Origin of the sequence: Altericroceibacterium endophyticum, assembly GCF_009827595.1 — a bacterium.
GTDB classification, from domain to species: Bacteria; Pseudomonadota; Alphaproteobacteria; order Sphingomonadales; family Sphingomonadaceae; genus Altericroceibacterium; species Altericroceibacterium endophyticum.
In genome coordinates, this window is record NZ_WTYT01000002.1 from 364929 (window position 1) to 391132 (window position 26204).

Below are 26204 nucleotides of genomic sequence, written 5' to 3' on the forward strand. Positions count from 1 at the left end.
GCGCCGGATAATACCGGGCTGCGTGACGCCATGCGGGTACCACAAAATGACGTAATCGCTTTCACGCTTGCGTCATTTTCGCATATATGAAACAAGGCTCTATATCCATTTCTGGAGGCCTTATTATATGATCAAGACCACCCATGTGGGCAGCCTGCCCCGCGGCGAAAACCTCGTTCCACTCCTGCTCGCACGCGACAAGGGGGAGGAATATGATCCTCAGGAATTTGACCGCGTTGTGCAGGAAGCTGTCGATGAAGGCGTCCGCAAACAGGTCGAAGCCGGGGTCTCGGTCGTCAGCGATGGTGAGCTCGGCAAGGTCGGCTACTCCACCTACATCATTGAACGTCTGTCCGGCTTTGGCGGCCACACTCCGCGCAAGCCCGCGCAGGATCTGGCGCAGGTTCCCGAACTGACCAAGAAGATGGCCCATATCATGGGCGCGCAGGAATTTACCCGTGCCAGTGCCATCGCACCGGTCAAGCTGGTCAATCTGCAACCGCTGCATGATGATGTCCGCCGCTTCAAAAATGCGCTGGAAAAACATGGCAAAGGGGCAGAAGCCTTCCTGAACTCCGCATCGCCGGGGCTGATCACGGCCTTTCAGCCCAACCAATATTACCCGACCCATGAAGCCTATCTGGCCGACCTCGCCGATGCGATGCGTCCGGAATATGAGGCGATCGTCGATGCCGGGCTGCAGATCCAGCTCGATTGCCCCGATCTCGCCATGTCGCGCCACACTGGCTATCAGGATCAGAGCGAGGAAGAATTCCTCAAGACGATCACGGCCAATGTGGAAGCGCTGAATGCGGCGACGGCCAATATCGCGCCGGAAAAGATGCGCATGCATGTCTGCTGGGGCAATTATGAAGGCCCGCATGATTTCGACATTCCGCTCGAAAAGATCATCGACATCGTGCTCTCCGCGCGCCCCGCGACAATCCTGTTCGAAGGCGCCAATCCGCGGCATGAGCATGAATGGGCCGTGTGGCGCGATGCCAAGCTGCCGGATGAGAAGATCCTGGCACCCGGCCTGATCGACAGCTGCTCCAACTATCTGGAAACGCCCGAACTGATCGCGCAGCGGATCGAGCGCTATGTCGATATCGTTGGTAAAGACCGCGTGATGGCCAGCTCGGATTGCGGCTTTGGCACTTTTGCCGGTTACGGCAAGATCGACCCGTCCATCGCCTGGAAAAAACTCGCAAATCTGCGCAGCGGTGCGGATATTGCGGAAAAGCGGATCGGCTGATCATGGCGAATGAGGGGGCGCAAAGCCCTTCGGCGTCGAGTCAGGTCAAATCGGCCACCCGGACGCTGGACATTATTGAATATGTGGTGGCCCATGACCGCCCCCTCGTCGCCCAGGAAATTGCAAATGCTCTGGCGATTCCGGTCTCCAGCCTGTCCTATCTTCTGGGCACGCTGGTGGACCGCCGTTATCTGATCCGCGATGGACGGCGATATTCCGCCGGACCAGGTCTGGAAAAACTGAAAGCCCGCACGGGCGATTTCACACTTTCAGAAAGAGTGGCACCGCTGGTTCGGACCTTGCGGGTCCAGTTGGACGAAACCTGCAGCTTCTTCATCAGGACCGAATGGGAAGTCGAACCCATCGTGACCGAAAGCAGTGATCACGCGCTGCGCTATTCCGTCAGCACGGGCACACGGCTGCCGCTCCATGCCTTGTCATCGGGCAAGGCCCTGCTGGCCGAATGCAGCGAAGACGAGCTGCAAACCTACTTCGCCCGGGTCACTCGCAAGCGCTTCACCCCCTCCACACATGCTGATGAAGAGGAATTGCGCGAGGAAATCGCTCGCATCCGCAGCAGCGGTTTTGCCTTTACCGATTCCGAATATACGCTGGGCATCCGGTCCATCGGCCGCGTGGTAAAAATGAATGGGGCACCGATCGGCGCGCTGTCCGTCGCCATCCCGCAGGTCCGCTATGACAATGATGTGGAACGCCGGGCCATGGATTTACTCGCCCGCATTGGCGCTCTGCTCAACACCGATTGACGCCAGCCGCTGTCCCTGGCCTGCGCCTCAGCGTTTGGTCTTTGGCTTGCGTGATTGCTGTTTGTTTCGCCGGACAATCGCCTTGCGCCGCAAGGTCCGCAGACGCGCTTCACGCAGCATATTGACCGGGAATTCGGTCGCCCCGCGGAAGCCTGCAACGGTGGACATGCTGCGCACGGACCGACGGGTCTGATGCAGCATTTGCTGGATCATGTCGCGCCGCTCAATTTCCCCCTCTTCCCGGATAAAGGCCAGACGGTGCAGTGCATACAGGCCAAAAATACCAGCGATCAGGAAATAGAAATCCCAGCTCGATAGTTCGAGGGGCGAAACAAGCACGTCGCTTTGCGGTGTAACCCAGCGCAGCATGATCTGAAAACGGCGCTCGGCGAAGAAATCCGCGAATATACCGCCCAGCAGCGGGGCCGTGCCTGCGGCAAAAGAGCTCGCCAGTGCGGCCGAGGCGACATAGGCGGTCGATCCGCCGCGCGGGCTGAGGCGCAGGGCAATATTGCTGGTCGCCAGCGTCACCCCCGCCACGGCAAAGCCCATCAACACATGCAGCACCAGCAGATAGGCCATCAACATGGTCCGATCCTCGATCTGCGATGCGCCGATCATCATCGTGATGCACAGAATATACGTCGGCGCCGCAACCGCGAGGACGGATTTGTTGGCGAACAGATCGCTCAGCGTGCCCCAATTGCGCAGTGCCAGCAAATTGGCGAGCTGGCTCGCAATGCTCAGCCCCATGACAAAGGTCATATCGAAATTGAGCTGCCGCAGCAGATAGACCGTGAAGAACGGTGTCGCCAAATTGGCGGCGAATTGCCAGCTGACCAGAAACCGGATCAAATGGCGAAAGTTGGGATCACGAAATGGCTCGGCCAGCAGCCCGCGCAGAGAAATCCGCGGCCCGGCAGGCGGCATGGCAGGTTCGGGAATCCGGCCCACCAGCCATGAACTGAACAGGCTGGCGATAAATCCGGCGAGATACAGCAGACAATAGACGATCTGCGTAAAATCGCTGTTCTTGCCGGGCTGATCCAGTGTGAAGGCCGCAATCAAACCGGCCCCAAGGCTGACCACGGTGGCATAGACGGTCCGGCGCGCCACCACATCGCCCAATTCGCGATCAGGTGTCAGATCGCGCAGCCAGGCATTCCACGGGCAGGACGAAAATGCGCTGATCCCGCAGAGCAGGCATTGCGCCGCCACCACTGTCGCCAGCCCCACACCGCGCGGCAGAAATACGGCCGCAGCCATGACCAGCAACATGGACCGCGCCAGCGTACAGGCAATGAAGGACAGCTTCTTGCGCTGACGAACCTTTTCCACCAGCAGAATGGCCGGACCTTGCAGCAACTGCCCCAGGAAGGGCGCACTGGCCAGCAGACCGACCACCATATTGGATGCGCCGAGATAAAGAGCAAAAGCCGTCAGTATAACGCCGCTGGTCAGCGCGGTGGTCGCGCTGGAGAAAGCCGCCTCAAGAATAAGGCGGTCCATGCCCTTCTGCATCTCGTCCGGACCGATTTCGGTCTGTGGAGCCAGATTGATTCCAAGAAGAGCCATGGCCGCTTACCTTTCTCTGCCCAGAGGGAGTCTCTGCACAGACTGGTCGGATCGGTCCGCATCGACCGATCTTGAGAGGCGCGCGCACCTATCGATTTTCCGCTGCACAGGCCAGTATATTCCTGCTTTGAATCAAGAAAGGGCGGCTACCTGATGGTAACCGCCCTTCCCAAAGCCTTATCGGCCGATAGTCAGATAGACTTATTTGCCTTTGCCGGCCTGACGCCAGCTATCGGCATAGGCATCACGCGCAACTTCCGAATAGGGAACCGGCGAGATGGTTGCCTTGATTTCGGTCTGCACATGCGGCTCGACAGTCGGCTTGGTGGTGCCGCCATTGGGTTCGCCCCAGACGAGCGAAACTTCCTTGCCGAATTCGGCGAAGTCGGGATCGATCATCGCGATGGTCAGCATCTTGCCTTCGTTGGAGCTATAGCCAACCCAGGTCGAAACGCCGATCACCTTGCCGTCGCACTTCACTTCATCGAACGGGTGCATGGAATAGACAGCACTCGGGAATTCGAAGAACTTCGCGCGGTCGCCCTTGGTCAGAACCGAGCTCATCACGCGCATCACATCTTCATTGTCGAGAGCGAGCGTGACCTTCTGCTTGTGCTTTTCGTCCTTCATTTTTTCGAGCGCTTCGCGGCCCACGAAATCATGATCGAACTTCAGCATGATGCCATAGCCCAGATCCCACGGCGTCAGGTAATAGCCGTCAACGGTTTCCGGAACATAGGAACCGCCAATCGAACACATGCCTTCATAGGACTTGCCGCTGGCCCATTCGCGGAATGCGACGAGCATCGGATCATTGCCGGTATAGAGCGCGGGAAGCGGCGAAGGCACCCAGCCCGATTCCAGCGTGTTGGAAGAATAAGCACGGCCGCCGACCAGCGTCAGGCCGAAATCCTTGCCAGCTTCGACCAGCGCCGAATGCACGGCTTCATAATCCGCCCACGGGCCGAACAATTCGTAACCCGGCTGACCAGCCATACCGTGACGCAGGGCACGAACCGGCTTACCGCCGATATTGACGGTCGTCATGTTGAAGAATTTCAGATCCGGCGGCGTTTCGCCCATGGCCTTTTCCAGCACCTTCATGGCATTCGGGCCCTGAAGCTGGAAACGATAGTTCTTGCGCTTGCCGTCGTTACGCATCGCCCAGCGTTCGTCACGCTCGACCTTGACGTCCCAATCGCCGGTTTCGGCATGGAATTCGAGCCATTCGATGGCAGGCGCACGGCCGACCAGGCTGTACACGTCTTCTTCTAGGTGGAAGAGGATGACGTCGCCGATCACATAGCCATCGGGGGTTACCGGAACCCACTGCTTGGCCTTGTCGACGGGGAAGTTCTTGAAGCTGTTGATGCCGAGATAGGACAGCAACTTTTCCGCATCCGGGCCGGATACATAGAGTTCGACCATGTGGTAGGACTGGTTGAACAGCACGGCGCTTTCGGCCCATGCACGCTGTTCGTTGCGCCAGTTGGAATATTCTGCCGGAACGCCGGGATAGACGTTGGGGCCAACCTGCTGGTTGCGCAGGAAGGTGACCAGATCACCGGCTGCATCCAGCTTCTGCTGAAGGGTTTGTTCACTCATAAGATATCCTCTCCTCGGGAGGCTTGGGGTTGAAACGTAAAAGGGTCAGTCAGCCGGACGGGCCAGCCAGTCGGAAATCGCGGCATTCACGGCCTCGGGGGCCTCCCGCGTGATCATATGGCCAGCACCGGGCACCACGACCAGTTCGGCATTGGGCATCTGATCGGCGATAGCTTCAAGCTGAGCGGGCGGGCTCCACTGATCAAGCTCTCCGGTCATGACCAGAGTAGGGCACATGATCTGCGGCAGCAGGCTTTCCACCTCCGGACGGCCCAGCAATGCGCGGACATGCGCGTCGAATGTATCCTGGCCAGCGGCCATGCACATTTCTTTCAGCGGATGAACGATTTCGGGCTTCGCGCGATTTTGTTCGGCAATCATCGGCGGCAACCACTGATCGACCAGCGCTTCAAACCCGTGATCATAGCCGACCTGACGCAAAGCGTGGCGTTTCTCCGTCTCGCCCTCTTTACGCGGATGCACGCCTGTGCTCGAAATAGCAAAGCGGCGAACGCGTTCGGGCGCCTGACGAAACACCTCCAGCGCGACCCGGCCACCCATGGAATGGCCGAACAAATCGAATCGCTCAGGTGCTGAATCGAGTACGATTCGTGCCATTTCCTCCATGCTATCAGCATTTTTATACCCATCAATCGCGCGTGAATCGCTAAAAAACGCGACTTGTGGCGTGAACATTGTCGCGTCGCAGATCAGTCCGGGCAGGAAAACAACCATAAATTCGCCTTAGAGTTCGCTCTCGTGAAATTTTCACCTATACGAATAAAAGGCTCTGCGCTAGGGGGTTTTCGTGAAAGCAGAGTGAGGCTATGCGGCCCACTAAGAGGAGAGTTCTATGTCATATGCCGCCATTCACCCTGATTGGGAAAAACCCGCCAGTAACATGGTGGATGGATATTCCTTGGAAATGACAGCCAAGGAGATGGATCATCTGCGCGAAGCCGCTCCACTGATCCGCCCCAATACGCCGATCGCCGTCACCTTCCTTCCGGGCGAAGAAATGGAAGATCGCATCGCCGCGACCAAGCTGGTGCGTGAGCTGGGTTTCGAACCCATGCCGCATCTGTCGGCCCGCCGGCTGGAATCAGCCGAAGTGCTCGAAAACCTGCTCAAGCGCGTGACCGAAGAAGCAGGCGTGAAGCGTGTCTTCATGATTGCCGGCGATCCGCCCGAACCAGAAGGCCCCTATGAGGATACGATGCAGATCATCGAATCCGGCCTGCTGGAAAAATACGGTATCGAAGCAGCCGGTATTGGCGGCCACCCGGAAGGGCACCCCAATGTGTCCAAGGCCGATCTTTGGGTGTGGATGGAACGCAAGATTGCGGCTCTGCGCGAACGCGGCATTACCCCGCTGATCGTCACGCAGTTCGCTTTTGACGATGAAGCGATCCTCAACTGGATCAAGGAAATGCGCGAGCGCGGCATCGATGCGCCGGTCCGTATCGGCGTACCTGGCCCCGCGGGCATCAAGCGCCTGATCGGTTTTGCCAAGCGCTGCGGCGTCGGTGCATCGGCCAATGTGATGAAGAAATACGGCGTTTCGCTGACCAATCTCATCGGCAAGGCCGGCCCGGACAAGCTGATCGATTCGCTTGAACAGGGCCTCACGCCCGAGCATGGTCGGGTCCGATTGCATTTCTATCCGTTCGGCAGCCTCAAGGCCTCCGCCGACTGGATCAACGAATATCACGCAAAACATAGCTGAAACCCCTGAGCGGGCGGCAAACGCGCCCTGGCTTAAGGGAATTCAAGGAGAGAGTAAGTTGAGCAACAGCAGCACGCTGGCATTGTCCTGCGAAAACCAGTCGGGTCTGGTCGCCAAAGTATCAGGTTTCCTGACCGAGCACGGTGCCGACATCGTCGATCTGCAGCAATATTCCGATCCGATCAGCGGCAAGTTCTTCATGCGCGCCGTTTTCAATGGCGGCAATGACGACATTCGGGCCAATTTCGAGCCGATTGCCAAAGAACATTCGATGATGTGGAATCTGCGCGATCCGGGCTACACGCCCAAGGTCGTGCTGATGGTATCCAAATTCGACCATGCGCTGGGCGATCTGCTGTATCGCATGCGGATTGGTGAAATTAACATGGAAGTGGTCGCGGTGATCAACAATCACCCGCGCGAAGTGCTCACCACCTCGCTGATCGAAGACATTCCTTATTACCATTTCCCGATCACCAAGGACACGAAGCCGCAGCAGGAAGCGCAGATCAAGCAGGTCGTCAATGACACCGGCGCCGATCTGGTCGTCCTGGCGCGCTACATGCAGATCCTCTCCGATGATCTTGCAGGCTTCCTGTCGGGCCGCTGCATCAACATCCACCATTCCTTCCTGCCAGGTTTCAAGGGCGCCAAGCCTTACCACCAGGCATATAAGCGCGGTGTGAAGATGATCGGCGCAACCAGCCACTATGTGACGACCGACCTCGATGAAGGTCCGATCATTGCGCAGGATGTGCAGAATTGCAGCCACCGCGAAACGCCGGATGAGCTCGTCGCCAAGGGCCGCGACGTCGAACGCCGCGTTCTGGCGAAGGCCGTAAAGGCGCATCTGGAAGACCGGGTGTTCCTGAACGGCAGCCGCACAGTTGTGTTCGACTAATTTACTAAAGGGGCCTGTATCATGGCGGATCGGATTGACGGGCGCGCCGTCGCTACCACAATCGAAGACGAAACCGCCGAAAAGGTGCAGGCCTATGCCAAGCGCAACGGTCAGGCCCCAGGCCTGGCCGTGGTGCTGGTGGGTCACGACCCGGCCAGCGAAGTCTATGTCGCGCATAAGATCAAGAAATCTGCGAAGGTCGGCATCCGCTCCTATGAGCACCGCCTTCCCGAAGACACGTCGCAGGAAGACCTGCTGACCCTGATCGCCCGTCTCAACATCGATACCAATGTCCATGGCATATTGGTGCAGGTTCCCCTGCCCGCACATATCGATGAAGGGGCCATCCTCGGCGCGATCAACCCGAGCAAGGATGTGGACGGGTTCCACCCGGTGAATGTCGGACGCCTGTCCACCGGAACGGGCGGCCTCGTCCCCTGCACTCCGCTGGGCGTGCTTAAACTGCTCGACACAGTGCTGGATGACCTGACCGGCCTCGACGCGGTGGTGATCGGCAAATCCAACATTGTCGGCAAGCCCATTGCCATGCTGTTGCTGGAGCGGGAGGCAACAGTCACGGTTACGCATATCGAAACCAAGAACCTGCCCGATATTTGCCGCAAGGCGGACATTATCGTGGCGGCGGCCGGCGTGCCGCATCTGGTGAAGGGATATTGGGTCAAAGAAGGCGCGACCATCATCGATGTCGGCATCACCCGCATTCCGGGCGGCAATGGCAAGGACCGTCTGGTCGGCGATGTTGCCTATGACGAAGTGCAGCATGCCAAGGCAGTCACCCCTGTCCCCGGCGGTGTTGGACCGATGACCATTGCCTGTCTGCTCGCCAATACGGTGCAGGCGGCAGAAAATCTCGAAGCCATGCGGAAACTTAACGCACCGGCATAGATAGTCAGGTGGCGCGGCCTGCAGAAATCGCCTACGACATATCCATGACTGCTAACTCACGCATCTGGACCGCCGCATTGATCGTGATCGGCGATGAGATTCTCTCCGGCCGCACCCATGACAAGAATATCGCGCAAGTCGCCAGCTGGCTGCAGGTACAGGGTATTCGCCTGCATGAAGTGCGCGTGGTGTCGGACGACATGGATGCCATAGCCGAAGCGGTGAATATCCTGCGCGCGCGCAACGATTACCTCTTCACCACCGGCGGCATTGGCCCGACCCATGATGACATCACCGTGGATGCCGTGGCCGGCGCTCTGGAAGTGCCGGTGGTGGTCCATCCCGAAGCCCGCGCCATTCTGGAAAAGCATTACGAAACCCGTGGCGGATTGACCGAAGCACGGCTGCGGATGGCCCGCGTGCCAGAGGGAGCGGATTTGATCCCCAACCGCATGTCAGGCGCCCCGGGGATTCATGTCGGCAATATTTTCCTGATGGCTGGCGTGCCGCATATCACCGCAGGCATGCTCGACGCGCTGACCGGCACGCTGGAAGGCGGCGCTCCGCTGATCTCCGAAACAATCGGCTGCTGGGTAGCCGAAAGCGAAGTGGCCGACATCTTGCGCGAAGTGGAAAAGGCGCATCCCGGCTGTCAGATCGGGTCCTATCCCTTCTTCCGCGAAGGACAGGTCGGTGCCAATTTCGTCATCCGCACCACGGAAAAAGCTGAATTGCAGAGCGCTGTCGACACATTGTGCGATGCGCTGGGCACGGCTGGTCATGATTTTACCCCGGGAGGGATCTGACGCTTCTTTCAGCAGGCTAAGTGCATGCTTTGCATGAGGCTCTGCGACATGACCGCTCTGCCCGGATATATGGAGACGAATTGAATGCGCGGCGATCGCGAAATGCTCACAGCGGCGATGGATGGTTTTCTTGAAAGGCTGACCGACCGGCAGGCTGACAATCCCTATAAGCGCGCCCGCTACACCGAGAATGGTGTGGAACTCTCCATCGGAGAAGGGGCTTGGGCGACCGCGGATGCGACCGGCCCCTATCGCCACGATATCGTCGATCCTGACAGCTGCCAGATCGCCTCTTTCGTGACTTTACGCGAAGGGGCCACCCGTTCGATCATGAATGTGCGCCTGCGAATCACCGGCGATGCGATTACCGATATCGAAATGCTGGTGGCACGTCCTGATTTCGCCGCCGCCGGACTGATGGCAGATGGGGCGGAGAAACTGGATGCTTCCCCCACGCCAGACCCCAGATGGTTTGCGCCCGTACCGACCGCTGAACAAATGAGCCGTGCCGAATTACGCCGGGTCGCCAATTGCTATTTCACGGGGCTGCAGCGCAATGATGGCCGGGGTCACTATCCCTTTGCCGAGGACTGCGTCCGGGTTGAGAATGGCTATCTCGCCACCGCGCCGCTGGATCAGCGCGAAGCGGAAAAGCTGAAACAGCGGGCCGCAGAAGCCGATGGCAACAGCCGCGCCGGTCAGTCGCCTTATACATGGAATTTCCTGACCATGTCGGCGCGCGAGCAGTTCGAGACCGGCTTCTTCGCCTTTGTCGACCGTATCCGGCACCGCCGTTTCCCGATCGTCGATCGCGAAACCGGCTGCGTCTTTACCCATGCCTTTTTCGATCATAGCGGCACGGTTCGCGATTATCAGCTGGCCAATGGAGAGACCGTGTCGGGCGGCCTTGACCGGCCCTTCACCTGGATGATCGCAGAAGCCTTCCGCATCGAAAACGGCCTGTTCACCCGGATTGAAGCACTGATGGCGCCAGTGCCCTATGGCATGGGGCCAAACTGGCCCCTGACCGAGCATGACATTCGCTAAGTAGCATCAAGGCGGCTTGTCCGCCCATCCACTGGAGGGCTCATGAGCAAACTGGCAGGCAAAACATGTGTCATCACCGGCGCTGCGCGCGGAATTGGCGAAGCGATAGCAGCTTTGTTTCATTCCGAGGGCGCAGAGGTAATCGCCACCGATTGCGATGAAGCCGCAATTCGCGGCACTGCCAGCCGGATCGGGTGCCGGTCGGAAGTGCTCGATGTGCGGGACGAAGGCGATTGGGCGCGGCTTGCCGCTAAGGTTCCGTCTTGTGATGTCATGGTCAACAATGCCGGAATAACCGGTTTTGAACATGGCACCGGCCCGCATGACCCCGAACATGCCAGTCTGGAAGAGTGGCGCGAAGTTCACCGGGTGAATCTCGACGGCACCTTCCTCGGCTGCCGCTATGCAATTGGCGCGATGAAGGCAAAGGGTGCGGGCTCGATCATCAATATCTCGTCTCGCTCCGGCCTGGTGGGGATTCCGGGCGCGGCGGCCTATGCCTCATCCAAAGCGGCAATTCGCAACCACAGCAAGTCTGTGGCGCTCTATTGCGCCCAGCAAGGCTGGACCATTCGCTGCAATTCGATCCACCCCGCCGCCATCCTCACGCCGATCTGGGAGCCAATGCTGGGCGACGGGCCGCAGCGTCAGGAAACTATGGCCAAGCTGGTGGCGGATACCCCGCTGCAGCGCTTCGGCACCTGCGAGGAAGTCGCCGCGCTGGCGCTGCTGCTGGCAGGCGACGATGCGACCTATATCACCGGGACAGAGATGAACATCGATGGCGGACTACTGGCTGGCTCCGCCGCATCACCTGGCTAGGCCATACAAACAAAAAGGGCGGGAAGTTGCCTTCCCGCCCCCTTGGTGATCTCTGGTAAAAACCAAAAACGCGAAATTACGCGCCTTCGACTTCCGCCGCTTCGATCTGCAGACCCGGCCCCATGGAGGAGCTGATCGAGATCTTCTGGACATATTTGCCCTTGGCGCCCGACGGCTTGGCTTTCACGACGGCGTCGGTGAATGCCTTGAAGTTTTCCTTCAGCTGATCGTCGGAGAAGGACAGCTTGCCGATGCCGGAATGCACGATACCGGCCTTTTCAACGCGGTACTGGACCTGGCCGCCCTTGGCGTCCTTGATGGCCTGTTCCACATTCGGGGTCACGGTGCCCAGCTTCGGGTTCGGCATCAGGCCCTTGGGGCCCAGAACCTTACCAAGACGGCCAACAACGCCCATCATGTCCGGCGTGGCGATCACGCGGTCATAATCAAGATTGCCTGCCTGCATGTCTTCCATCAGGTCTTCCGCACCAACCTTGTCGGCGCCAGCGGCCTGAGCCTTCTCGGCATTGTCACCGCGCGCAAACACGGCGACCTTGACGGTCTTGCCGGTGCCGGCGGGCAGCGAAACCATGCCGCGAACCATCTGGTCGGCGTGACGCGGATCGACGCCAAGATTCATGGCGACTTCCAGCGTTTCGTCGAACTTGGTGGTTTCGGCTACTTCGCGAAGGGTCTTGAGCGCTTCGTCAAAACCGTAAAGCTTTTCAGCAACGATCTTTTCAGCGAGCATCTTCTGGCGTTTGGTCAGTTTTGCCATGGTTTCAGCCCTCCACCACTTCGACGCCCATCGCACGGGCAGAACCTTCGATGATCTTCGTCGCCGCTTCGAGATCGTTGGCGTTCAGATCTTTCATCTTCGCTTCAGCGATTTCCGACAGCTGCGAACGCTTGACGGTTCCGGCAGAGATCTTGCCCGGCTCCTTGGAGCCCGACTTGAGGTTCATCGCCTTCTTGATCAGGTAAGTCGCCGGCGGCGTCTTGGTCGCGAAAGTGAACGAGCGGTCGGCATAGACGGTGATAACCGTCGGGATCGGCGCGCCCTTGTCCATTTCCTGCGTGGCGGCATTGAACGCCTTACAGAATTCCATGATGTTCACACCACGCTGACCGAGCGCAGGGCCGATCGGCGGGGAGGGATTAGCCGCGCCCGCAGGCACGTTCAGCTTGATATAGCCTTCGATCTTCTTGGCCATAGGGGCCACTCCTTTTCACACTGTCAGGCGCATTCAACGCGCCTTCATGTTGAGCGGTCAGACAGAAGCCCGAAGGCTTCCTCCCGCACGGATTCCCGCAGCAGAATGTCAGGGGAATGCGCGCGCATAACAGATATGCACGCAAACGCAAGAACGGGCGGAGCACAGCCCCGCCCGTTCGAAAGATTTTACAGTCTTACTTGACCAGTTCGACTTGTTCGAATTCCAGCTCAACAGGCGTAGCCCGGCCAAAGATCGAGACCGAAACCTTGACCTTCTGCTTGTCGAAATCGAGCTCTTCCACCACGCCATTGAAGCTGGCGAAGGGGCCTTCGAGCACTTTGACCTGATCGCCGATTTCGTAATCGACCTGAACCTGCCGCTTGGGCGCCGATGCGGCTTCTTCGGCAGCGCCGAAATAGCGTGCGGCGTCGCGTTCGGAAATCGGCTGCGGCTTGGCATTATTGCCAAGGAAGCCGGTAACCTTGGGCGTGTTCTTGACGAGGTGATAGACGTCGTCATTCATGCGCAGCTTGGCCAGTACATAGCCGGGCATGGTCTTGCGCTCTGTCTGAACCTTCTTGCCGCGCTTCACTTCGGTCACGGTTTCAGCAGGCACTTCGATCTGTTCGACTGCTTCGGACAGGCCCAGACGCTCCGCCTCGGCGATGATCGAATCGCGCACCTTGTTCTCGAAACCGGAATAGGCGTGAATGATATACCAACGGGCCATGTATCTCTTAATCCGTTTCTGCTTGCGCGGCGTTCAGGTCTGATCGAACGTCAAGTAAGGCTCAAACCAGAGTGAGCAGCCAGCGCACGATGGCGCCGAACAGCGAGTCGATTCCCAGAAAGAAGATCGACAGGATCACCATCATGATCCCTACGAAAATCGCAGTGGTTACCGTTTCCTGGCGCGTTGGCCAGACCACCTTGGACGCTTCCGCGCGAACCTGGCGGATGAATTCACCGGGGCTGGTCTTCGCCATGGCTGTTCGACCTCATTATCCAAATTGCTTATCGCACCGCTTCCGCCAAGGGGCCATCGCCGCCCCGATCCAGTTGATCGGGAGGGGCTGCAAAGCTCCGATGTCGGAAAGACGCGCTCTATCTAGCGAGGCTCACGCCGATAGGCAAGCCTTCGCAGTTTTCGCATACTGCGGGCCTGAGCTTGAGAGCGATCCGTCCGCGCTTCTCGCTCCCCATCGCAGGCCCTTATGCAGGCCGGTAAAGGGCCAGACTTGGCCGTTAATCATTGTCAAAGCTGCGCATTATTGTTGCGCAGAGCCCAAAGGGGGCTGGTTTTCACGGAAACATATGGTTAGCAATGATACTTTCTTCGGAAGCTAACGGGGGACATTCCGAGTGACAGCACCAGTGCAAACAAGCCTGCTCGACCGCATTACCAATATTTCCGACTTCATATGGGTCGGAACATGGAACGGGCAGGAAGTCATTCCTTTCCCGCCGATGGTTATCATTCTGTTCGGCGTTGGCTTGTACATAATGATCGGATTGCGGTTCTATCCGATCCTGAAGCTGGGGTCCGCCTTTTCCGGCCTGTTCAAGGGGCGCAAGGGCAGCGGATCGGGTGAGATTTCACCGTTTGCCGCACTTTCCACTGCGCTGTCCGGACAAGTGGGCACCGGTAATCTGGCTGGGGTGGCCACCGCTCTCGCACTGGGGGGACCGGGCGCTATCTTCTGGATGTGGATCACCGCCTTGCTGGGCATGGCGCTGGGGTTTGCGGAAGGCTCCCTCGCCATCCGTTACCGCGAGCAGACATCCGATGGCACCTATCGCGGCGGCCCCATGAGCTACATCATGATCGGCCTCGGCCCCAAATGGACCTGGCTGGCGATCATCTTCTGCCTTGGCACCCTGTTTTCCGCTTTGGTGACCGGCAATTCGATTCAATCCAACGCCATGGCCGACGGCATGAACGAATTGTTCGGCATTGAAGAGTGGATGGGCGGCCTGATTTCGGCGGTTGCCGTCTTCGTCGTGATCATTGGCGGGATCAAATCCATCGGCAATGTGGCGGAAAAGGTCGTGCCCTTCATGGCCGCAGCCTATCTCGTGATGGCTCTCCTTGCCTTGCTGCTCGACATTCAGGATATTCCCGAAGCCTTCGGCCTGATCTTCTCCGGCGCATTCAGTGCACAAAGTGCGGTGGGCGGCTTCACCGGCGCGGCGATCATCATCGCCCTGCGCGCGGGTGTGGCGCGCGGCCTCTTCTCCAACGAATCAGGTCAGGGTTCGACCCCGATCGCCCACGCTGTTGCGCAGACTGATGATCCCGCGTCGCAGGGCCGCATGGCCATGCTGGGCACATTCATCGATACGGTGGTGATCTGCACGATGACCGCGCTGGTTATTCTAACTGTGGAAGGCAATTTCTCGGGTGGCGGTGCGGCTGTCAAACATGCCTGGCAGTCCGATCTGACCGGCTTCTCCATGACATCCGGCGCATTTGCCGCAGCATTCCCGCTTCAACTCATCGGCGTTCCGCTGGGCACGTTGATCGCGTCGCTGGCCCTGATGCTGTTCGTGTTCACCACCATGCTGACATGGTCCTATTATGGCGAACGGGCGATCACCTTCATCTATGACCGCATTCCAGGTTCCACGCTGAAGGGCGAACGCATCCTGCACATGCTGTGGCGTGTGCTCTGGTGCGTCATCATCTTTTTCGGTGCAAGTCAGCCGCTGGAGCTGGTCTGGCGACTGGGTGATATCTCCAACGCCACTATGGCGCTGCCTAACCTGATCGCGCTGGCCGCATTGTCCGGCGTTGTGTTCAAACTAGCCCGCGGCGACAAAACGGCCGGCAAGGATTTCCATAAAGAAACGCCGGAAGAACCGAACGAATATTGATCGGTTCCTCCGGCGCCATGGAGTACATGGTTGTCAGTGCAGTTTAGTGCCGGCCGAAAAGGCGAGCCAGAAAACCTGGCTCGTCCATCGGCTGTATCTTGCCGTATTGCATCAAACGCTGGCTCGCATCGCGATGCGGCCGGGGGTTGGTCCAGCTATCGGGCCGGCTGGTGCGAAAACTCAAGCTCGACATAATGCTGCTCCTCATAAACTGTTGCAGTCTGGCGCTTATAATGCTCGCTTCACCGCAACAGTTCCCGGCCCCGCCTGAGTCAGCAGCAGCAATGCATACGCAAGCCAAGGCTTTCTGCCGGGTTCCCCATCCTTAAAAAAATATAAATAAATCAGCCACCACGCCCTTTCGCGGATCAATAGTCAGGTGATCGGACGTTCGCCAACGACGTTCAGACCGTAACCTGACAAGGCAATCGGTGAATGACGGGTGTTCGTCAGCAGCACCATATCCTGCACGCCCAGCTCGGCCAGAATCTGCGCCCCAACGCCGTAGTCACGCAGTTCCTCAACCACCGGCTGATCATCGCCAGCATTATTGGTGCGCGCCTGCATCATCCGCGACATCCAGCCCGCAGACTGGCGATTGATCACCACCACCACTCCGGCGCCTTCTTCCGCAATCAGCTCCATCGACTTGCTCAGCAGCCGCGAACGCTGTGTTTCTTCACCAAACACGTCCTCAAAGAAGGACAGCGCATGCATCCGCACCAAGGTGGGCTTCTCAGCGGAACTACCGCCCTTCACCAGCGCCATGGTCTCATCCCCCGTGGCGTCGCTATAATAGGACTGCGCGACCCAATCACCGCCCCAGCGGCTGGTAAAGCTGCATTCGGAGGTCTTTTCGATCATCCGGTCATGCTTGCGCCGATAAGCGATCAGATCGCGAATCGTGGCGATTTTCAGATCATGTTTGCGTGCGAAGGGGATGAGATCATCCAGCCGTGCCATCTGGCCATCATCGCGCATCACTTCGCAGATCACACCCGATGGGTTCAGTCCCGCCAGACGGGATATATCCACGGCCGCTTCGGTATGCCCTGCCCGCACCAATACACCGCCATTGCGGGCGCGCAGGGGAAAGACGTGGCCGGGGCTGACGAGCGCGTCTGCGCTGCTGGTGGGGTCAATCGCCACCGAAACGCTGCGCGCACGATCGGCAGCAGAAATTCCGGTATCGATCCCTTCGCGGGCCTCGATCGACACGGTGAAGGCCGTCTCATTGCGCGAGCGATTATTGCTGACCATCGGCTGCAGACCCAGCGCGTCGCAGCGCTCGGAGGTCAGCGCCAGGCAGATCAGCCCGCGCCCGTGAGTCGCCATAAAGTTCACCGCATCGGGCGTCGCCATTTGACCGGGGACGATCAGGTCGCCTTCATTTTCACGATCTTCATCATCAACCAGAATATACATCCGCCCATTACGCGCTTCCTCGATGATTTCCTCGATCGAGGCGAGCACGGGCCGGTCATCATTCTGAAGCAGAACCGACTCCAATTTCGCAAGCGTGTCAGATGTGGGGTTCCAATCGGACTGAAGCAGATCCCTCAGGCTGTTCGCATGGAGACCAGCGGCACGGGCAAGGCCGGAACGCGACATCGTGCCGTCAGCAATGATCCGACGGGCTTTTTCAATAATATTGCTCATGAGCAGCGGCCTAATCACATTATAATGTGATTTCAAGGAACGTGAATCACATTCGCTGATTAGAAGTTGCATCATCGCGCATTTCGCGGGGTTTACGCGCAGAAACACCGCCAGCAACATGCCAGCGTGAGAAGAAAGCAAACCTGTTTCGGGGGAAACTGGCAGGAGTGGAGGGACTCGAACCCACGGCCCTCGGTTTTGGAGACCGATGCTCTACCAACTGAGCTACACTCCTGCAGCGGTTTGCGCCTCTAATGGGTCACCGACCACTTGGCAAGGCGCATTCCTGTCATAATTGCGTATCAAGATAGCAGACGAAACACTCCGCGCCTGCTAAGCGCTGTATCGCAATGCACGCACCAAGCCCGCAAACGATACCACCGGAAATGCTCTTGCTCGCTTATCGCAGCGGCATTTTCCCAATGGCGGACACACGCGATGACCCCGATATTTTCTGGGTTGAGCCGCGCGAGCGCGCGATTATTCCGCTGGATGGCTTTCATTGCGCCCGCACCTTGCGCAAGGTTTTGCGGCAGGATCGCTTCACCGTCACCTGCGACACAGCTTTTACCGAGGTCATCGACGCCTGCGCCGCGCCGCGTGATGACCATCCGGAAAGCTGGATCAGTGAACGGATCGCCGCCAGCTATAGCGCCCTACACCGCGCCGGACACGCCCATTCCATCGAATGTTGGCAGGATGGTGAATTGGCGGGCGGGCTTTACGGCGTGTCTTTCGAACGCGCCTTTTGCGGCGAAAGCATGTTTTCGCGCGCCAATGATGCGTCAAAGGTGGCCCTGGCATGGCTGATCGCCATGATGCGCCAGGCGGGCTTCATGCTGCTGGATTGTCAATTTATGACCGGTCACCTGTCCACATTGGGTGCGGTGACCATGCCGCAAGCCGATTATCTGACGCTGCTGAGTGAGGCATGCGAACAGCCGTCTTCATCCAGCCTGCCCGATGCATACCGCGCCTTGATCGCGCAGGCCGGCGATCACTCGCCCGGAAAACTCATCGCACAATCTTTCACCCAGACATCATAGACCGGGTGCTCCACCACATTCAGGCTCGGGGAATTCTTGAACAGCCAGCCTGAAAAAATCTGGTGCCATTCCATGTCATCATCATCGTTGCTGATGCGCTCTTGCACCTGAACTTGCACGAAGGCGCCGGTTTCGGGCGGCTCTTCCCAGGGCGGAGTCTTTTCACAAGCCTCCAGCTTCACCGTGACACTGCCGACCCGCTTCGATTCGCCGGGCTTCAGCTCCACATCCTGTGAGAGATTGTTGCGCTTGTTGATTATGCCGATCGTGGCCACACGATCCGCCATCGGGGTGCCCTGCTCCGCCCCGGACGGAGCATCCGTGCCAGCCGCAGGCGCAGTGGTGTCCTTTACGGCAACACTTTTCTCGGGCTCAGGCTCAGAATCAGGCGTGTCCTGCCCGCATCCGCCAAGCGCCATACTCGCCAGCGACAGGGCCAGCAGCGCGGTGCCGCAAGCTGCGCGCCGCATGATCAGGCGTCCGGTGTCCAGGCGTCATAATCACCCGTGGCCGCAGCACGTTTGCCGCCACGTTCCAGCGCACCAGCCGGACGATAGGCCTGCACCGTGCCGGTGGCATTGGGCGTATAATCCGCTTCCCAGATCTTGGGCGGGGCCAGATGGCTTTCCGGCAGATCATCATAGGAATGATGCAGCCAGCCATGCCATTCTGATGGCACACGGCTCGCATCATTGGCGCCGTTATACATGATCCAGCGGCGTTCACGGCCGCGTGCATCCGGCTTTTTCGAGCGGTAATAGGTGTTACCCTGCGCATCGGTGCCAACATGTTCGCCATTACGCGAGGACCACAGAGAGGTACCAATCGTGGCACCATCCCACCAGGTGAAGATTTTCGACAGAATACCCATGGCATGCGCGTTAGCCACAGATCGGCCTGCGGCGCAAGCGGGCTCTCACCAATCGACGCGATCGCCCGGTGAAATCCCCAATTCTGCGGCCCGTCCACCATTCAGTTCCAGAATGGCGCGGACCGGCCCGTCAGAGCGAATCGGATCGAGGGAATAGGGCACCGCATTGGCGGCAATATTCAGCACGCGCCCGTCCGGCCCGATAAAGATCAGATCCAAGGGTATCACCGTGTTCTTCATCCAGAACGATGCCGGGGCCATGACATTGCGCGGGAACAACATACCTTCATCGGCGCCCATTTCAGTCCGGAACATCAAGCCTTTGGCCTGCTCCGCCGCCGTGCGCGCGACTTCCACCTTGAAATGATGCGCCTGCTCACCCTCGCCAACGCTCAGCGGAATAACCTCCAGCCCGGATATGGGGTGCTGGCTGGCGGTGACAGCAGCGTCATTTGCGGGCGAAGCGCTTTCGGCGGATTGCGCAGAGCAGGCCGCCAGCATCATCAGCGGTGCGACCAGCGCCACTACCCCGCGCCGCAGACGCGCGCCGCCAATTTTGTTCCTATGCAGCATCATTCCGCCTCTTCTTCCGCCTCAGCAACCCATTGCTCAACGTCCTCGGCGCGCTTCGCCTCTATCACGGTGCGCGCCATATCGAGGGAATGCCCTGCTCGCAGCATGGCCGCAATCTGTTTTTCCCGCACGGCTCTGTCGAGCGCCGGAGCCTCATCCTCGTCATCATCGCCGTCGCGCCAATTCTGGTGGAAAGGACCAAATCGCCGTTTGCGCGCCAGCGCCAATGCAGCCCGCCGGCGCTGCGCTTCATCGGGGGCGACCTCTTCACGCAGATTTTCCGCAATACCCGCTTCGCCCAATGCTTGCGCAACGCGCCGCGCACCATAGCCGCGTCGCAGCAGGCTGCCACTCTTGGCCTGCGCATAGGCTTCATCATCGACGAAGCGCTGATCGACATAACGTGCCACCAATCCTGATACATCAGGATAGTCTTCCGCCTCATCCTCCCACCCGCGTTCACGCAATTTTCGCTTCAGATAGCGCTCCAGCTTGGCTGCGCTGGTCGCAAATCGGGCCACATAGGCCAGTGCCATCTCCTCCAGTTTTTCCCGGTTGAGCGGCCTTGGCGCACGTTTTGGGCGGCGCTTTTCGTTAAATTCGCGGTCCATTGGCCACATTCGTGCCACAGTCAGGTTGAAATAGGAAAGGCTGTATTAGCTATGATCGGGTCACATCCCGGTCAGCTTTGGTTAAACTGCCGCACCGATAAGCGGCGCCATGTCTGATAGGAATGGGTTAGAGACGCAGGATATGATAACAAACGACGCCGCAATTACGCCGACGCCGAACCGTTGCGACCTGCCACGCCGCTTCTCCGATTTTTCTACCTTCGGTGAAGCGCTGGATTATGCTGCCCAAGGTACAAAGGGCTTCAATTTTCACGATCCGCGCGGCAAGCTGGTTCGTCCTTATCCATTTACCGAACTGCGCGATGATGCGCGGGCCATGGCTGGCCGCCTGATCAGCGCGGGCATCAAGCCGGGCGACCGGGTCGCCCTGGTGGCCGAAACCGGCGTCGAATTCGCCGCGATATTCTGCGGCACGATTTATGCGGGTGCCTGGCCGGTGCCCCTGCCCCTGCCCACCAGCTTTGGCGGCAAGGGTAACTATATTGATCAGCTGGCCGTTCAGCTGCAAAGTTCCGACCCGGCCCTGTTCCTCTTCCCGGAGGAAATCGCAGAAATGGCTCAGGCGGCCGGAGACAGGCAGCAATGCGCATCCGCCACTTTTGCGCAACTGGCCGAAAAGCCGATTGCAAAGGACGACCTCCCTCAGCCGAAACCGGATGATATCTGCTATTTGCAATATTCCTCCGGCTCCACGCGTTTCCCGCATGGCGTTGCCGTTACCCACCGATCGCTGCTGAACAATCTGCGTGGTCACGGGATGGGCATGAAGCTCGTCGAGGACGATCGCTGCGTCAGCTGGCTACCCTGGTATCATGACATGGGTCTGGTTGGCTGCTTCCTGTCGCCCATCGCCAATCAGGTTTCGACCGACTATCTCAAGACCGAAGATTTCGCCAGGCGTCCGCTGGCATGGCTCGATATGGTCAGCCGCAATGAAGGCACGACGCTGTCTTACTCGCCGACCTTTGGCTACGATATTTGCGCGCGCCGTATTTCCAGCCAGTCTTCAGTGGCGGATCGTTTCGATCTGTCCCGCTGGCGTGTGGCGGGCAATGGCGCGGATATGATCCGGCCCGACGTCATGCAGAATTTCGTCAATGCCTTTGCCGAGGCGGGCTTCAAGGCCAATGCCTTTCTGCCCAGCTATGGCCTTGCCGAAGCGACTCTGGCCGTCACCATCATGCCGCCGGGTGAAGGAATCCGAGTGGAGCTGGTGGAAGAGGAGCGTCTTTCCGGATCGCCCCGTGACCTGTCGCGCCCGGCGCGTTACCGCGCGATCGTCAACTGCGGCAAACCCGTGCTCGACATGGAGCTCGAAATCCGCGGCGAAAAAGGCGATGTGCGGGCCGACCACCAGATTGGCAAAGTTTGGTGCCGCGGGCCCAGTGTGATGCATTCCTATTTCCGCGACCCTGATTCCACTGCGGAATGTCTGGTCGATGGCTGGCTGGATACGGGCGATATGGGCTATATGGCCGATGGCTATCTGTTCATCGTGGGCCGGGCGAAGGACATGATCATCATCAATGGCAAGAACCATTGGCCGCAGGATATTGAATGGGCGGTGGAACAGCTCCCCGGCTTCCATCAGGGCGATATTGCAGCCTTTGCCGTGGAGACCGAGAATGGCGAGGAAGTGCCCGCCGTGCTGGTCCATTGCCGTGTTTCCGACCCGGAAGAACGGGTGCGTCTGCATACGGAAATTCGCGAGAAAGTCCGTTCCATCACGGGTATGAATTGCGTGGTCGAACTGGTTCCGCCGCGCAGCCTGCCGCGCACCAGCTCAGGCAAATTGAGCCGCGCCAAGGCGAAGACGCTGTATCTTTCAGGTGAAATCGCGCCGCTTACTCTGGCTGCCTGATCCCGTGCTGTCTGACGCGGACTGGCTCCTGCCAGCTGCGCCAGACAGCACGTTGTAAAAATCAGACCTTAGACACCCAAGGAGAGGATTATTCCCCTCCATCCGGGCGCTGCCAGCGCACTTTCAACGGTGTGCGACCGTCTTCACCCTCCGCAACGCGGACATCCTGTGCCAGCAGCGCCTCGCGCACCACGTCACGCTGTTCCTGCGGTCCGGTCAGGGTCACCGGCATATCCACCCGTTTCGCAGCCCATATGATTAGTTTCAATGCCGCGATTCCCTCCGCATCGGGCCTGCTTTCTTCATCGTTGCCCCCTTCATCGAATGTCACGTCGGGCAGTGGCCGCGCCGGGGGGAGCAGCTCCACCCGCCATTCCGGTTCAGTCGCGGCGATCCGCTGTTCCAGAGCAAAATAAGCCGCAAGACTGGCCCCATCCAGTTCCTTCGCCCGGACCAGAGCGCGGCGACGCTGACGATCGATCAGCACTTCATCCTCCGGGACACCTGCGACCAAAGCCAGCCTTTCAGCCAGCTCCTCCGCCCGGCGCAGATTGGTTTGCTCCTCCTGCGCACGGGCGGAAGAAAGCTGCGCCGCTTCTGCTGCACTGGAGCTGGTCCCGACCTGATATTGCGTCAGCGAGAATTGCACCTGCCGCCCCAGCTCACGCGCCAGCGCCCGCTCGCCCACTTCTTCTGCCTGTGGCTCCAGTTCGGGCGTCAGGACAGTTGCGGTCACTCTGATCGGCAAAGTGTCAAAATCGATATCAAGCTGCGACAACCGCGCGCGATTATCAAAACTGTCCATCACCGTGCCGCGCGTCTGGCGCGAAGCATTGGCTTCCCACGCGATTTGGCGCAGCGAAAAGGCGAGCGGAACAGCCAGCGCCACAAACGCCACGACGATCAGCAGCGCCTGTAATTGCGTTTGCCGGTCGGACAGGCTGGTGCGAAAACCATAAAAACGCGCCATCACCGCCGCAGTGAAGGCGATGGTCATAAGGTTGGTAAAATAAAGCAGCAGAGCCCCGGAAAAGACCGTCCAGTTCAATGTCGCCAACCCGAAACCCACCACCGCCAGTGGCGGCATCAGGGCGGTTGCGATCGCCACGCCGACAACCGTGCCTTCACGGCCGCGGATCATCGCATAGGCACCGGCAAGGGCGGAAAAAAGCGCCACCAGCAAATCGAACAGATTGGGCCGGGTGCGCGCGGCGATTTCCGGTGTCACCGTTTGTAGCGGTGAACACAGAACCACCAGCGCACAGAGCAGCACCGCCACCAAAGTCCCTGCGACCAGCGATCGCCCCGCCTGCCGCACCCAGTTGAAATCGCCGGTGGCCAGCGCGAACCCAAGCCCGATAATTGGGCCCATCAAAGGGGAAAGCAGCATGGCCCCGATCACCACCGCCGGGGAGGAGAGCAACAGACCGAGGATCGCAATCCCGGCAGACATTGCCAACATGAAGATATAACGCGCCGAAATCTGGCATTCTTCACGCCGCTTTTCGATCACTTCCGTCTGATCAACCGTATTGACCACGGCCTCACGCCACCAGCGCCGCATGCTGCGCAACACCACGGCGAAGGGATAGCGCGGTCGGGCCGCAATTGATTCTGACATGCTGAATTCCAAAAGAAAATTTTCGGCGGCTTTTTACCCGCGCTTTTCACCGATCACAAACCCGCAGCGCAGACAGCGTTGAAATCGGCCTCTCTTGTTTTACGTGTCTTATGCCCTTAATACAGTATCGACAGCTTTTCGTTAGGACCGGAGCATAACGCCTGCCATGGCCACCACCGAGACAAAGACCGCCACTGACACCGATTTCACCCTGACCCCGCCCGATCCGGTGCCCGAGGTTAAGAGCGAAAAGGCCGCAGGCCTCGTTCCGGTGAGCGAGGAAACCAAGAGCAAACTGGACGACAAGGTCGAAGGATTCATTGCCGATCTGGTCGCATTGGATGCCAATTCCCCTGATTTCGGTCAGAAGGTCGATCAGATAACCAATATGGGGCGGCAGGAAATCGCCGCTGCCGCCGGTCAATCCAACCGCTTCCTCGACCGCCCGGTGCGCGCCATGGACAAGGATAGCGGCGTGGGCACCGATCTGGCCGAATTGCGCCGCACAGTCGAGGAGCTGGACCCCGGCCGTCAGGGCAAATTATCCGGCCCGCGCAAGATCCTCGGCATTATTCCCTTCGGCAATAAGCTGAAAAATTACTTCGACAGCTACACATCGGCGCAAGGGCACATTCAGGCAATTCTGGCGCGGCTGGCGAGCGGCAAAGACGAATTGCTGATGGATAATGCCGCCATTGACGTGGAACGCGCCAAATTGTGGGAAGCGATGGGCAAGCTGGAACAGATGATTCACATCGCCAAATCGCTGGACGGGCGGCTGGAAAGCAAGGCCGACGAGCTCGAGGCGACCGATCCGGCAAAGGCCAAGGCCATCCGCGAAACCGCTTTGTTCTATGTCCGTCAGCGCACGCAGGACCTGCTGACGCAAATGGCCGTCAGCGTGCAGGGCTATCTCGCGCTTGATCTGGTCAAGAAAAACAATGTCGAACTCGTAAAGGGCGTCGATCGCGCCAGCACCACCACTGTCTCTGCATTGCGCACAGCGGTGACTGTGGCGCAGGCGATGACCAATCAGCGGCTGGTGCTGCAGCAAATCACGGCGCTGAATGAAACAACCGCCGGCATCATCGATTCAACCGGCACGATGCTGCGCGAACAGACCGGTAAAATCCATGAACAGGCCGCCAGCTCGACCATTCCGCTCGAAACGCTGCAACGCGCTTTCCAGAATATCTATGACACGATGGACGAGGTTGACGATTTCAAGGTGAAGGCGCTGTCTTCCATGAAGCAGACCGTCACTGTGCTGTCGGATGAAGTGGAAAAGTCGAAAGGCTATATCGCGCGCGCCGAAGGGCAGGCCAAGGCACAAAAATCCGCCAGCGAACCCTCCTTGCTGTCACTGGATAGCTGATGAGCGACCTCACCCGTGACAGCGACCGCCTGATCGGAGAAGCTCGCCGCGTTCGCGATGACAATCGCAGCGGGGGCAGGCATCATCGCAACCCGTCCATTGGGCGTGGATCGGCCGAAGCGAAGCGCAACCACCTGCTGCGCAAGGTGAAACGCGTGATCGTGGCTATCATCGCGATTGTGGTGGCCGCTGGCATTGCTGGCGCGATCATCGGCGGAATTGGTTTTACGGGCGTGATGCTGACGCTGCTGGCGATCATGGCGGCCGTTACCGCGTTCTCCGTCTTCCCACGCATGAAAACGCCGCAACGCAGCGATCTGAACAAGGGCAATGTGCAGCAATTGGTCAGCCGCACCGAATTGTGGCTGGAGGCGCAGCGCCCTGCACTGCCCGCCCCGGCCGCTACGTTGGTGAACCAGATTGGCGTGCAGCTGGATGGCCTGGGCGTGCAATTGGACGGAATAGATCAGACCCACCCGGCAGCGGTTGAAACGCGCAAGCTGGTGGGGGAACATCTGCCCGAAATGGTGGAGGCATATCGCCGTGTGCCGGCCCATTTGCGCCGTGAAGAACGCGCTGGCGGCACACCCGATGCGCAACTGACCGATAGTCTGAACAAAATCAGCCGGGAAATTGATCAGGTGACGCGCAAACTTGCCGATGGCGCGCTGGACGATCTGGCGATTCAGACCCGTTATCTCGATTACAAATATGGCGTGGATGATACCACTTCGCCGGAGAACACCTGATGCGCGTAGTTTTACCGCATGAACTGACCAAAGAGGCCCTACGCGAAAGGTTGCGCAGCCACGCCCATGAAATTGCCGATCATATTCCCGGCGGCATGGCCGAAGTGGAAACGCACTGGCCGAATGAAGACCGCATGCAGATGATGATCCGCGCGATGGGTCAGAACCTGTCAGGCGATGTGGAGATTGAAGCGCAGCAAGTGGTTTTCACTATCGTCCTGCCGCCAGCGCTGGGTGTAATCGAACCACTGGTCGAAAATGCCATCCGCAAACACAGCCAGACCTTGCTTGCACCGCCAAAGGCCTGAGCCGAGGG

The 26204-nt window shown here is 59.0% G+C and carries 28 protein-coding genes and 1 tRNA gene; 14 read left to right on the plus strand and 15 right to left on the minus strand.

From position 1 onward, the window contains the following. The first annotated feature begins 127 nt into the window (after positions 1-127). Both GRI91_RS05720 and GRI91_RS05725 read left to right on the plus strand, forming a co-directional pair. The gene (locus GRI91_RS05720; protein WP_160735663.1) at positions 128-1255 is read left to right on the plus strand and encodes a cobalamin-independent methionine synthase II family protein; all 1128 of its coding nucleotides are present in this window, start codon (positions 128-130) and stop codon (positions 1253-1255) included. 2 nt (positions 1256-1257) lie between these two features. Next, positions 1258-2022 carry an IclR family transcriptional regulator gene (locus tag GRI91_RS05725; RefSeq protein WP_160735664.1) on the plus strand — a complete coding sequence of 255 codons (765 nt, stop codon included), beginning with the start codon at positions 1258-1260 and terminating at the stop codon, positions 2020-2022. A 27-nt stretch (positions 2023-2049) separates the two neighbouring features. Here GRI91_RS05725 and GRI91_RS05730 read toward each other — a convergent pair whose 3' ends face one another. The 3 genes from GRI91_RS05730 to GRI91_RS05740 all read right to left on the minus strand — a co-directional run bounded on the left by GRI91_RS05730 (position 2050) and on the right by GRI91_RS05740 (position 5937). Continuing rightward, positions 2050-3597, minus strand: a complete 1548-nt coding sequence (locus GRI91_RS05730; protein ID WP_160735665.1) for an MFS transporter — start codon at positions 3595-3597, stop codon at positions 2050-2052. Between the two features lie 201 nt (positions 3598-3798). Next, entirely contained in the window at positions 3799-5202 is a 1404-nt protein-coding gene (gene desA, locus GRI91_RS05735) for a syringate O-demethylase (RefSeq protein ID WP_160735666.1), read from the minus strand. Between the two features lie 45 nt (positions 5203-5247). Then, the gene (locus tag GRI91_RS05740; RefSeq protein WP_160735667.1) at positions 5248-5937 is read right to left on the minus strand and encodes an alpha/beta fold hydrolase; all 690 of its coding nucleotides are present in this window, start codon (positions 5935-5937) and stop codon (positions 5248-5250) included. 118 nt (positions 5938-6055) lie between these two features. On the opposite strand from GRI91_RS05740, the gene GRI91_RS05745 reads away from it, so the two are divergent. From GRI91_RS05745 to GRI91_RS05770, 6 genes are all read left to right on the plus strand, one after another. Then, positions 6056-6928, plus strand: a complete 873-nt coding sequence (locus GRI91_RS05745; RefSeq protein ID WP_160735668.1) for a methylenetetrahydrofolate reductase — start codon at positions 6056-6058, stop codon at positions 6926-6928. 58 nt (positions 6929-6986) lie between these two features. Next, positions 6987-7829: a formyltetrahydrofolate deformylase gene (purU, locus tag GRI91_RS05750; protein WP_237437682.1), complete on the plus strand. Its 843-nt coding sequence runs from the start codon at positions 6987-6989 to the stop codon at positions 7827-7829. Between the two features lie 21 nt (positions 7830-7850). Further along, positions 7851-8735, plus strand: coding sequence for a bifunctional methylenetetrahydrofolate dehydrogenase/methenyltetrahydrofolate cyclohydrolase FolD (gene folD / locus GRI91_RS05755; protein ID WP_160735670.1), 885 nt, complete (start codon positions 7851-7853; stop codon positions 8733-8735). A gap of 44 nt (positions 8736-8779) precedes the next feature. Beyond that, positions 8780-9541 (plus strand): competence/damage-inducible protein A, encoded by a 762-nt coding sequence (locus GRI91_RS05760; RefSeq protein WP_160735671.1) that lies wholly within the window; start codon positions 8780-8782, stop codon positions 9539-9541. An 84-nt stretch (positions 9542-9625) separates the two neighbouring features. Next, positions 9626-10588 (plus strand): DUF8021 domain-containing protein, encoded by a 963-nt coding sequence (locus tag GRI91_RS05765; RefSeq protein ID WP_160735672.1) that lies wholly within the window; start codon positions 9626-9628, stop codon positions 10586-10588. Between the two features lie 42 nt (positions 10589-10630). Then, entirely contained in the window at positions 10631-11410 is a 780-nt protein-coding gene (locus GRI91_RS05770; protein WP_160735673.1) for an SDR family NAD(P)-dependent oxidoreductase, read from the plus strand. A 76-nt stretch (positions 11411-11486) separates the two neighbouring features. On the opposite strand, the gene rplA is transcribed toward GRI91_RS05770, so the two are convergent. From rplA to secE, 4 genes are all read right to left on the minus strand, one after another. After that, positions 11487-12188 carry a 50S ribosomal protein L1 gene (rplA, locus tag GRI91_RS05775; RefSeq protein WP_160735674.1) on the minus strand — a complete coding sequence of 234 codons (702 nt, stop codon included), beginning with the start codon at positions 12186-12188 and terminating at the stop codon, positions 11487-11489. Between the two features lie 4 nt (positions 12189-12192). Beyond that, entirely contained in the window at positions 12193-12624 is a 432-nt protein-coding gene (gene rplK / locus GRI91_RS05780; protein ID WP_160735675.1) for a 50S ribosomal protein L11, read from the minus strand. A 196-nt stretch (positions 12625-12820) separates the two neighbouring features. Then, positions 12821-13357, minus strand: coding sequence for a transcription termination/antitermination protein NusG (nusG, locus tag GRI91_RS05785; protein ID WP_160735676.1), 537 nt, complete (start codon positions 13355-13357; stop codon positions 12821-12823). 61 nt (positions 13358-13418) lie between these two features. Next, complete coding sequence (gene secE, locus GRI91_RS05790) at positions 13419-13613, minus strand: preprotein translocase subunit SecE (protein ID WP_160735677.1); 195 nt, start codon at positions 13611-13613, stop codon at positions 13419-13421. Between the two features lie 376 nt (positions 13614-13989). On the opposite strand from secE, the gene GRI91_RS05795 reads away from it, so the two are divergent. Continuing rightward, positions 13990-15501 carry an alanine/glycine:cation symporter family protein gene (locus GRI91_RS05795; RefSeq protein WP_337190326.1) on the plus strand — a complete coding sequence of 504 codons (1512 nt, stop codon included), beginning with the start codon at positions 13990-13992 and terminating at the stop codon, positions 15499-15501. Positions 15502-15544: 43 nt separating this feature from the next. On the opposite strand, the gene GRI91_RS15860 is transcribed toward GRI91_RS05795, so the two are convergent. The 3 genes from GRI91_RS15860 to GRI91_RS05805 all read right to left on the minus strand — a co-directional run bounded on the left by GRI91_RS15860 (position 15545) and on the right by GRI91_RS05805 (position 17395). After that, on the minus strand, positions 15545-15694 hold the full coding sequence (locus GRI91_RS15860) for a hypothetical protein (RefSeq protein WP_202385473.1): 150 nt from the start codon (positions 15692-15694) through the stop codon (positions 15545-15547). Positions 15695-15876: 182 nt separating this feature from the next. Further along, positions 15877-17160 carry a 3,4-dihydroxy-2-butanone-4-phosphate synthase gene (gene ribB / locus GRI91_RS05800; protein ID WP_237437683.1) on the minus strand — a complete coding sequence of 428 codons (1284 nt, stop codon included), beginning with the start codon at positions 17158-17160 and terminating at the stop codon, positions 15877-15879. A gap of 159 nt (positions 17161-17319) precedes the next feature. Continuing rightward, positions 17320-17395: transfer RNA gene (locus GRI91_RS05805), tRNA-Trp, on the minus strand. Between the two features lie 115 nt (positions 17396-17510). Between GRI91_RS05805 and aat the strand changes: the two genes are divergently transcribed. Next, complete coding sequence (aat, locus tag GRI91_RS05810; protein ID WP_160735678.1) at positions 17511-18206, plus strand: leucyl/phenylalanyl-tRNA--protein transferase; 696 nt, start codon at positions 17511-17513, stop codon at positions 18204-18206. Here aat and GRI91_RS05815 read toward each other — a convergent pair. From GRI91_RS05815 to GRI91_RS05830, 4 genes are read right to left on the minus strand one after another with little or no spacing between them, the layout of a single operon-like run. Beyond that, on the minus strand, positions 18158-18676 hold the full coding sequence (locus GRI91_RS05815) for a DUF2155 domain-containing protein (RefSeq protein WP_237437684.1): 519 nt from the start codon (positions 18674-18676) through the stop codon (positions 18158-18160). The genes aat and GRI91_RS05815 overlap by 49 nt on opposite strands. Before the next feature lie 2 nt (positions 18677-18678). Next, positions 18679-19077 carry an NADH:ubiquinone oxidoreductase subunit NDUFA12 gene (locus GRI91_RS05820; protein ID WP_160735949.1) on the minus strand — a complete coding sequence of 133 codons (399 nt, stop codon included), beginning with the start codon at positions 19075-19077 and terminating at the stop codon, positions 18679-18681. A 45-nt stretch (positions 19078-19122) separates the two neighbouring features. Beyond that, positions 19123-19653: a DUF192 domain-containing protein gene (locus GRI91_RS05825; protein WP_337190327.1), complete on the minus strand. Its 531-nt coding sequence runs from the start codon at positions 19651-19653 to the stop codon at positions 19123-19125. Then, entirely contained in the window at positions 19650-20261 is a 612-nt protein-coding gene (locus GRI91_RS05830) for a regulatory protein RecX (RefSeq protein WP_160735679.1), read from the minus strand. Before GRI91_RS05830 ends, GRI91_RS05825 begins: the two co-directional genes overlap by 4 nt. A gap of 142 nt (positions 20262-20403) precedes the next feature. Between GRI91_RS05830 and GRI91_RS05835 the strand changes: the two genes are divergently transcribed. Continuing rightward, a complete protein-coding gene (locus tag GRI91_RS05835; RefSeq protein WP_160735680.1) occupies positions 20404-22143 on the plus strand; it encodes a fatty acyl-AMP ligase in 1740 nt (579 codons plus the stop codon). Positions 22144-22231: 88 nt separating this feature from the next. Here GRI91_RS05835 and GRI91_RS05840 read toward each other — a convergent pair whose 3' ends face one another. Next, positions 22232-23764: a TIGR00341 family protein gene (locus GRI91_RS05840; RefSeq protein ID WP_160735681.1), complete on the minus strand. Its 1533-nt coding sequence runs from the start codon at positions 23762-23764 to the stop codon at positions 22232-22234. A 166-nt stretch (positions 23765-23930) separates the two neighbouring features. On the opposite strand from GRI91_RS05840, the gene GRI91_RS05845 reads away from it, so the two are divergent. From GRI91_RS05845 to GRI91_RS05855, 3 genes are read left to right on the plus strand one after another with little or no spacing between them, the layout of a single operon-like run. Further along, positions 23931-25139 carry a toxic anion resistance protein gene (locus tag GRI91_RS05845; RefSeq protein ID WP_160735682.1) on the plus strand — a complete coding sequence of 403 codons (1209 nt, stop codon included), beginning with the start codon at positions 23931-23933 and terminating at the stop codon, positions 25137-25139. After that, on the plus strand, positions 25139-25888 hold the full coding sequence (locus GRI91_RS05850) for a hypothetical protein (RefSeq protein WP_160735683.1): 750 nt from the start codon (positions 25139-25141) through the stop codon (positions 25886-25888). The genes GRI91_RS05845 and GRI91_RS05850 overlap by 1 nt, the downstream gene beginning before the upstream one ends. Beyond that, on the plus strand, positions 25888-26196 hold the full coding sequence (locus tag GRI91_RS05855; RefSeq protein ID WP_160735684.1) for a polyhydroxyalkanoic acid system family protein: 309 nt from the start codon (positions 25888-25890) through the stop codon (positions 26194-26196). Before GRI91_RS05850 ends, GRI91_RS05855 begins: the two co-directional genes overlap by 1 nt. Positions 26197-26204: the final 8 nt, after the last annotated feature.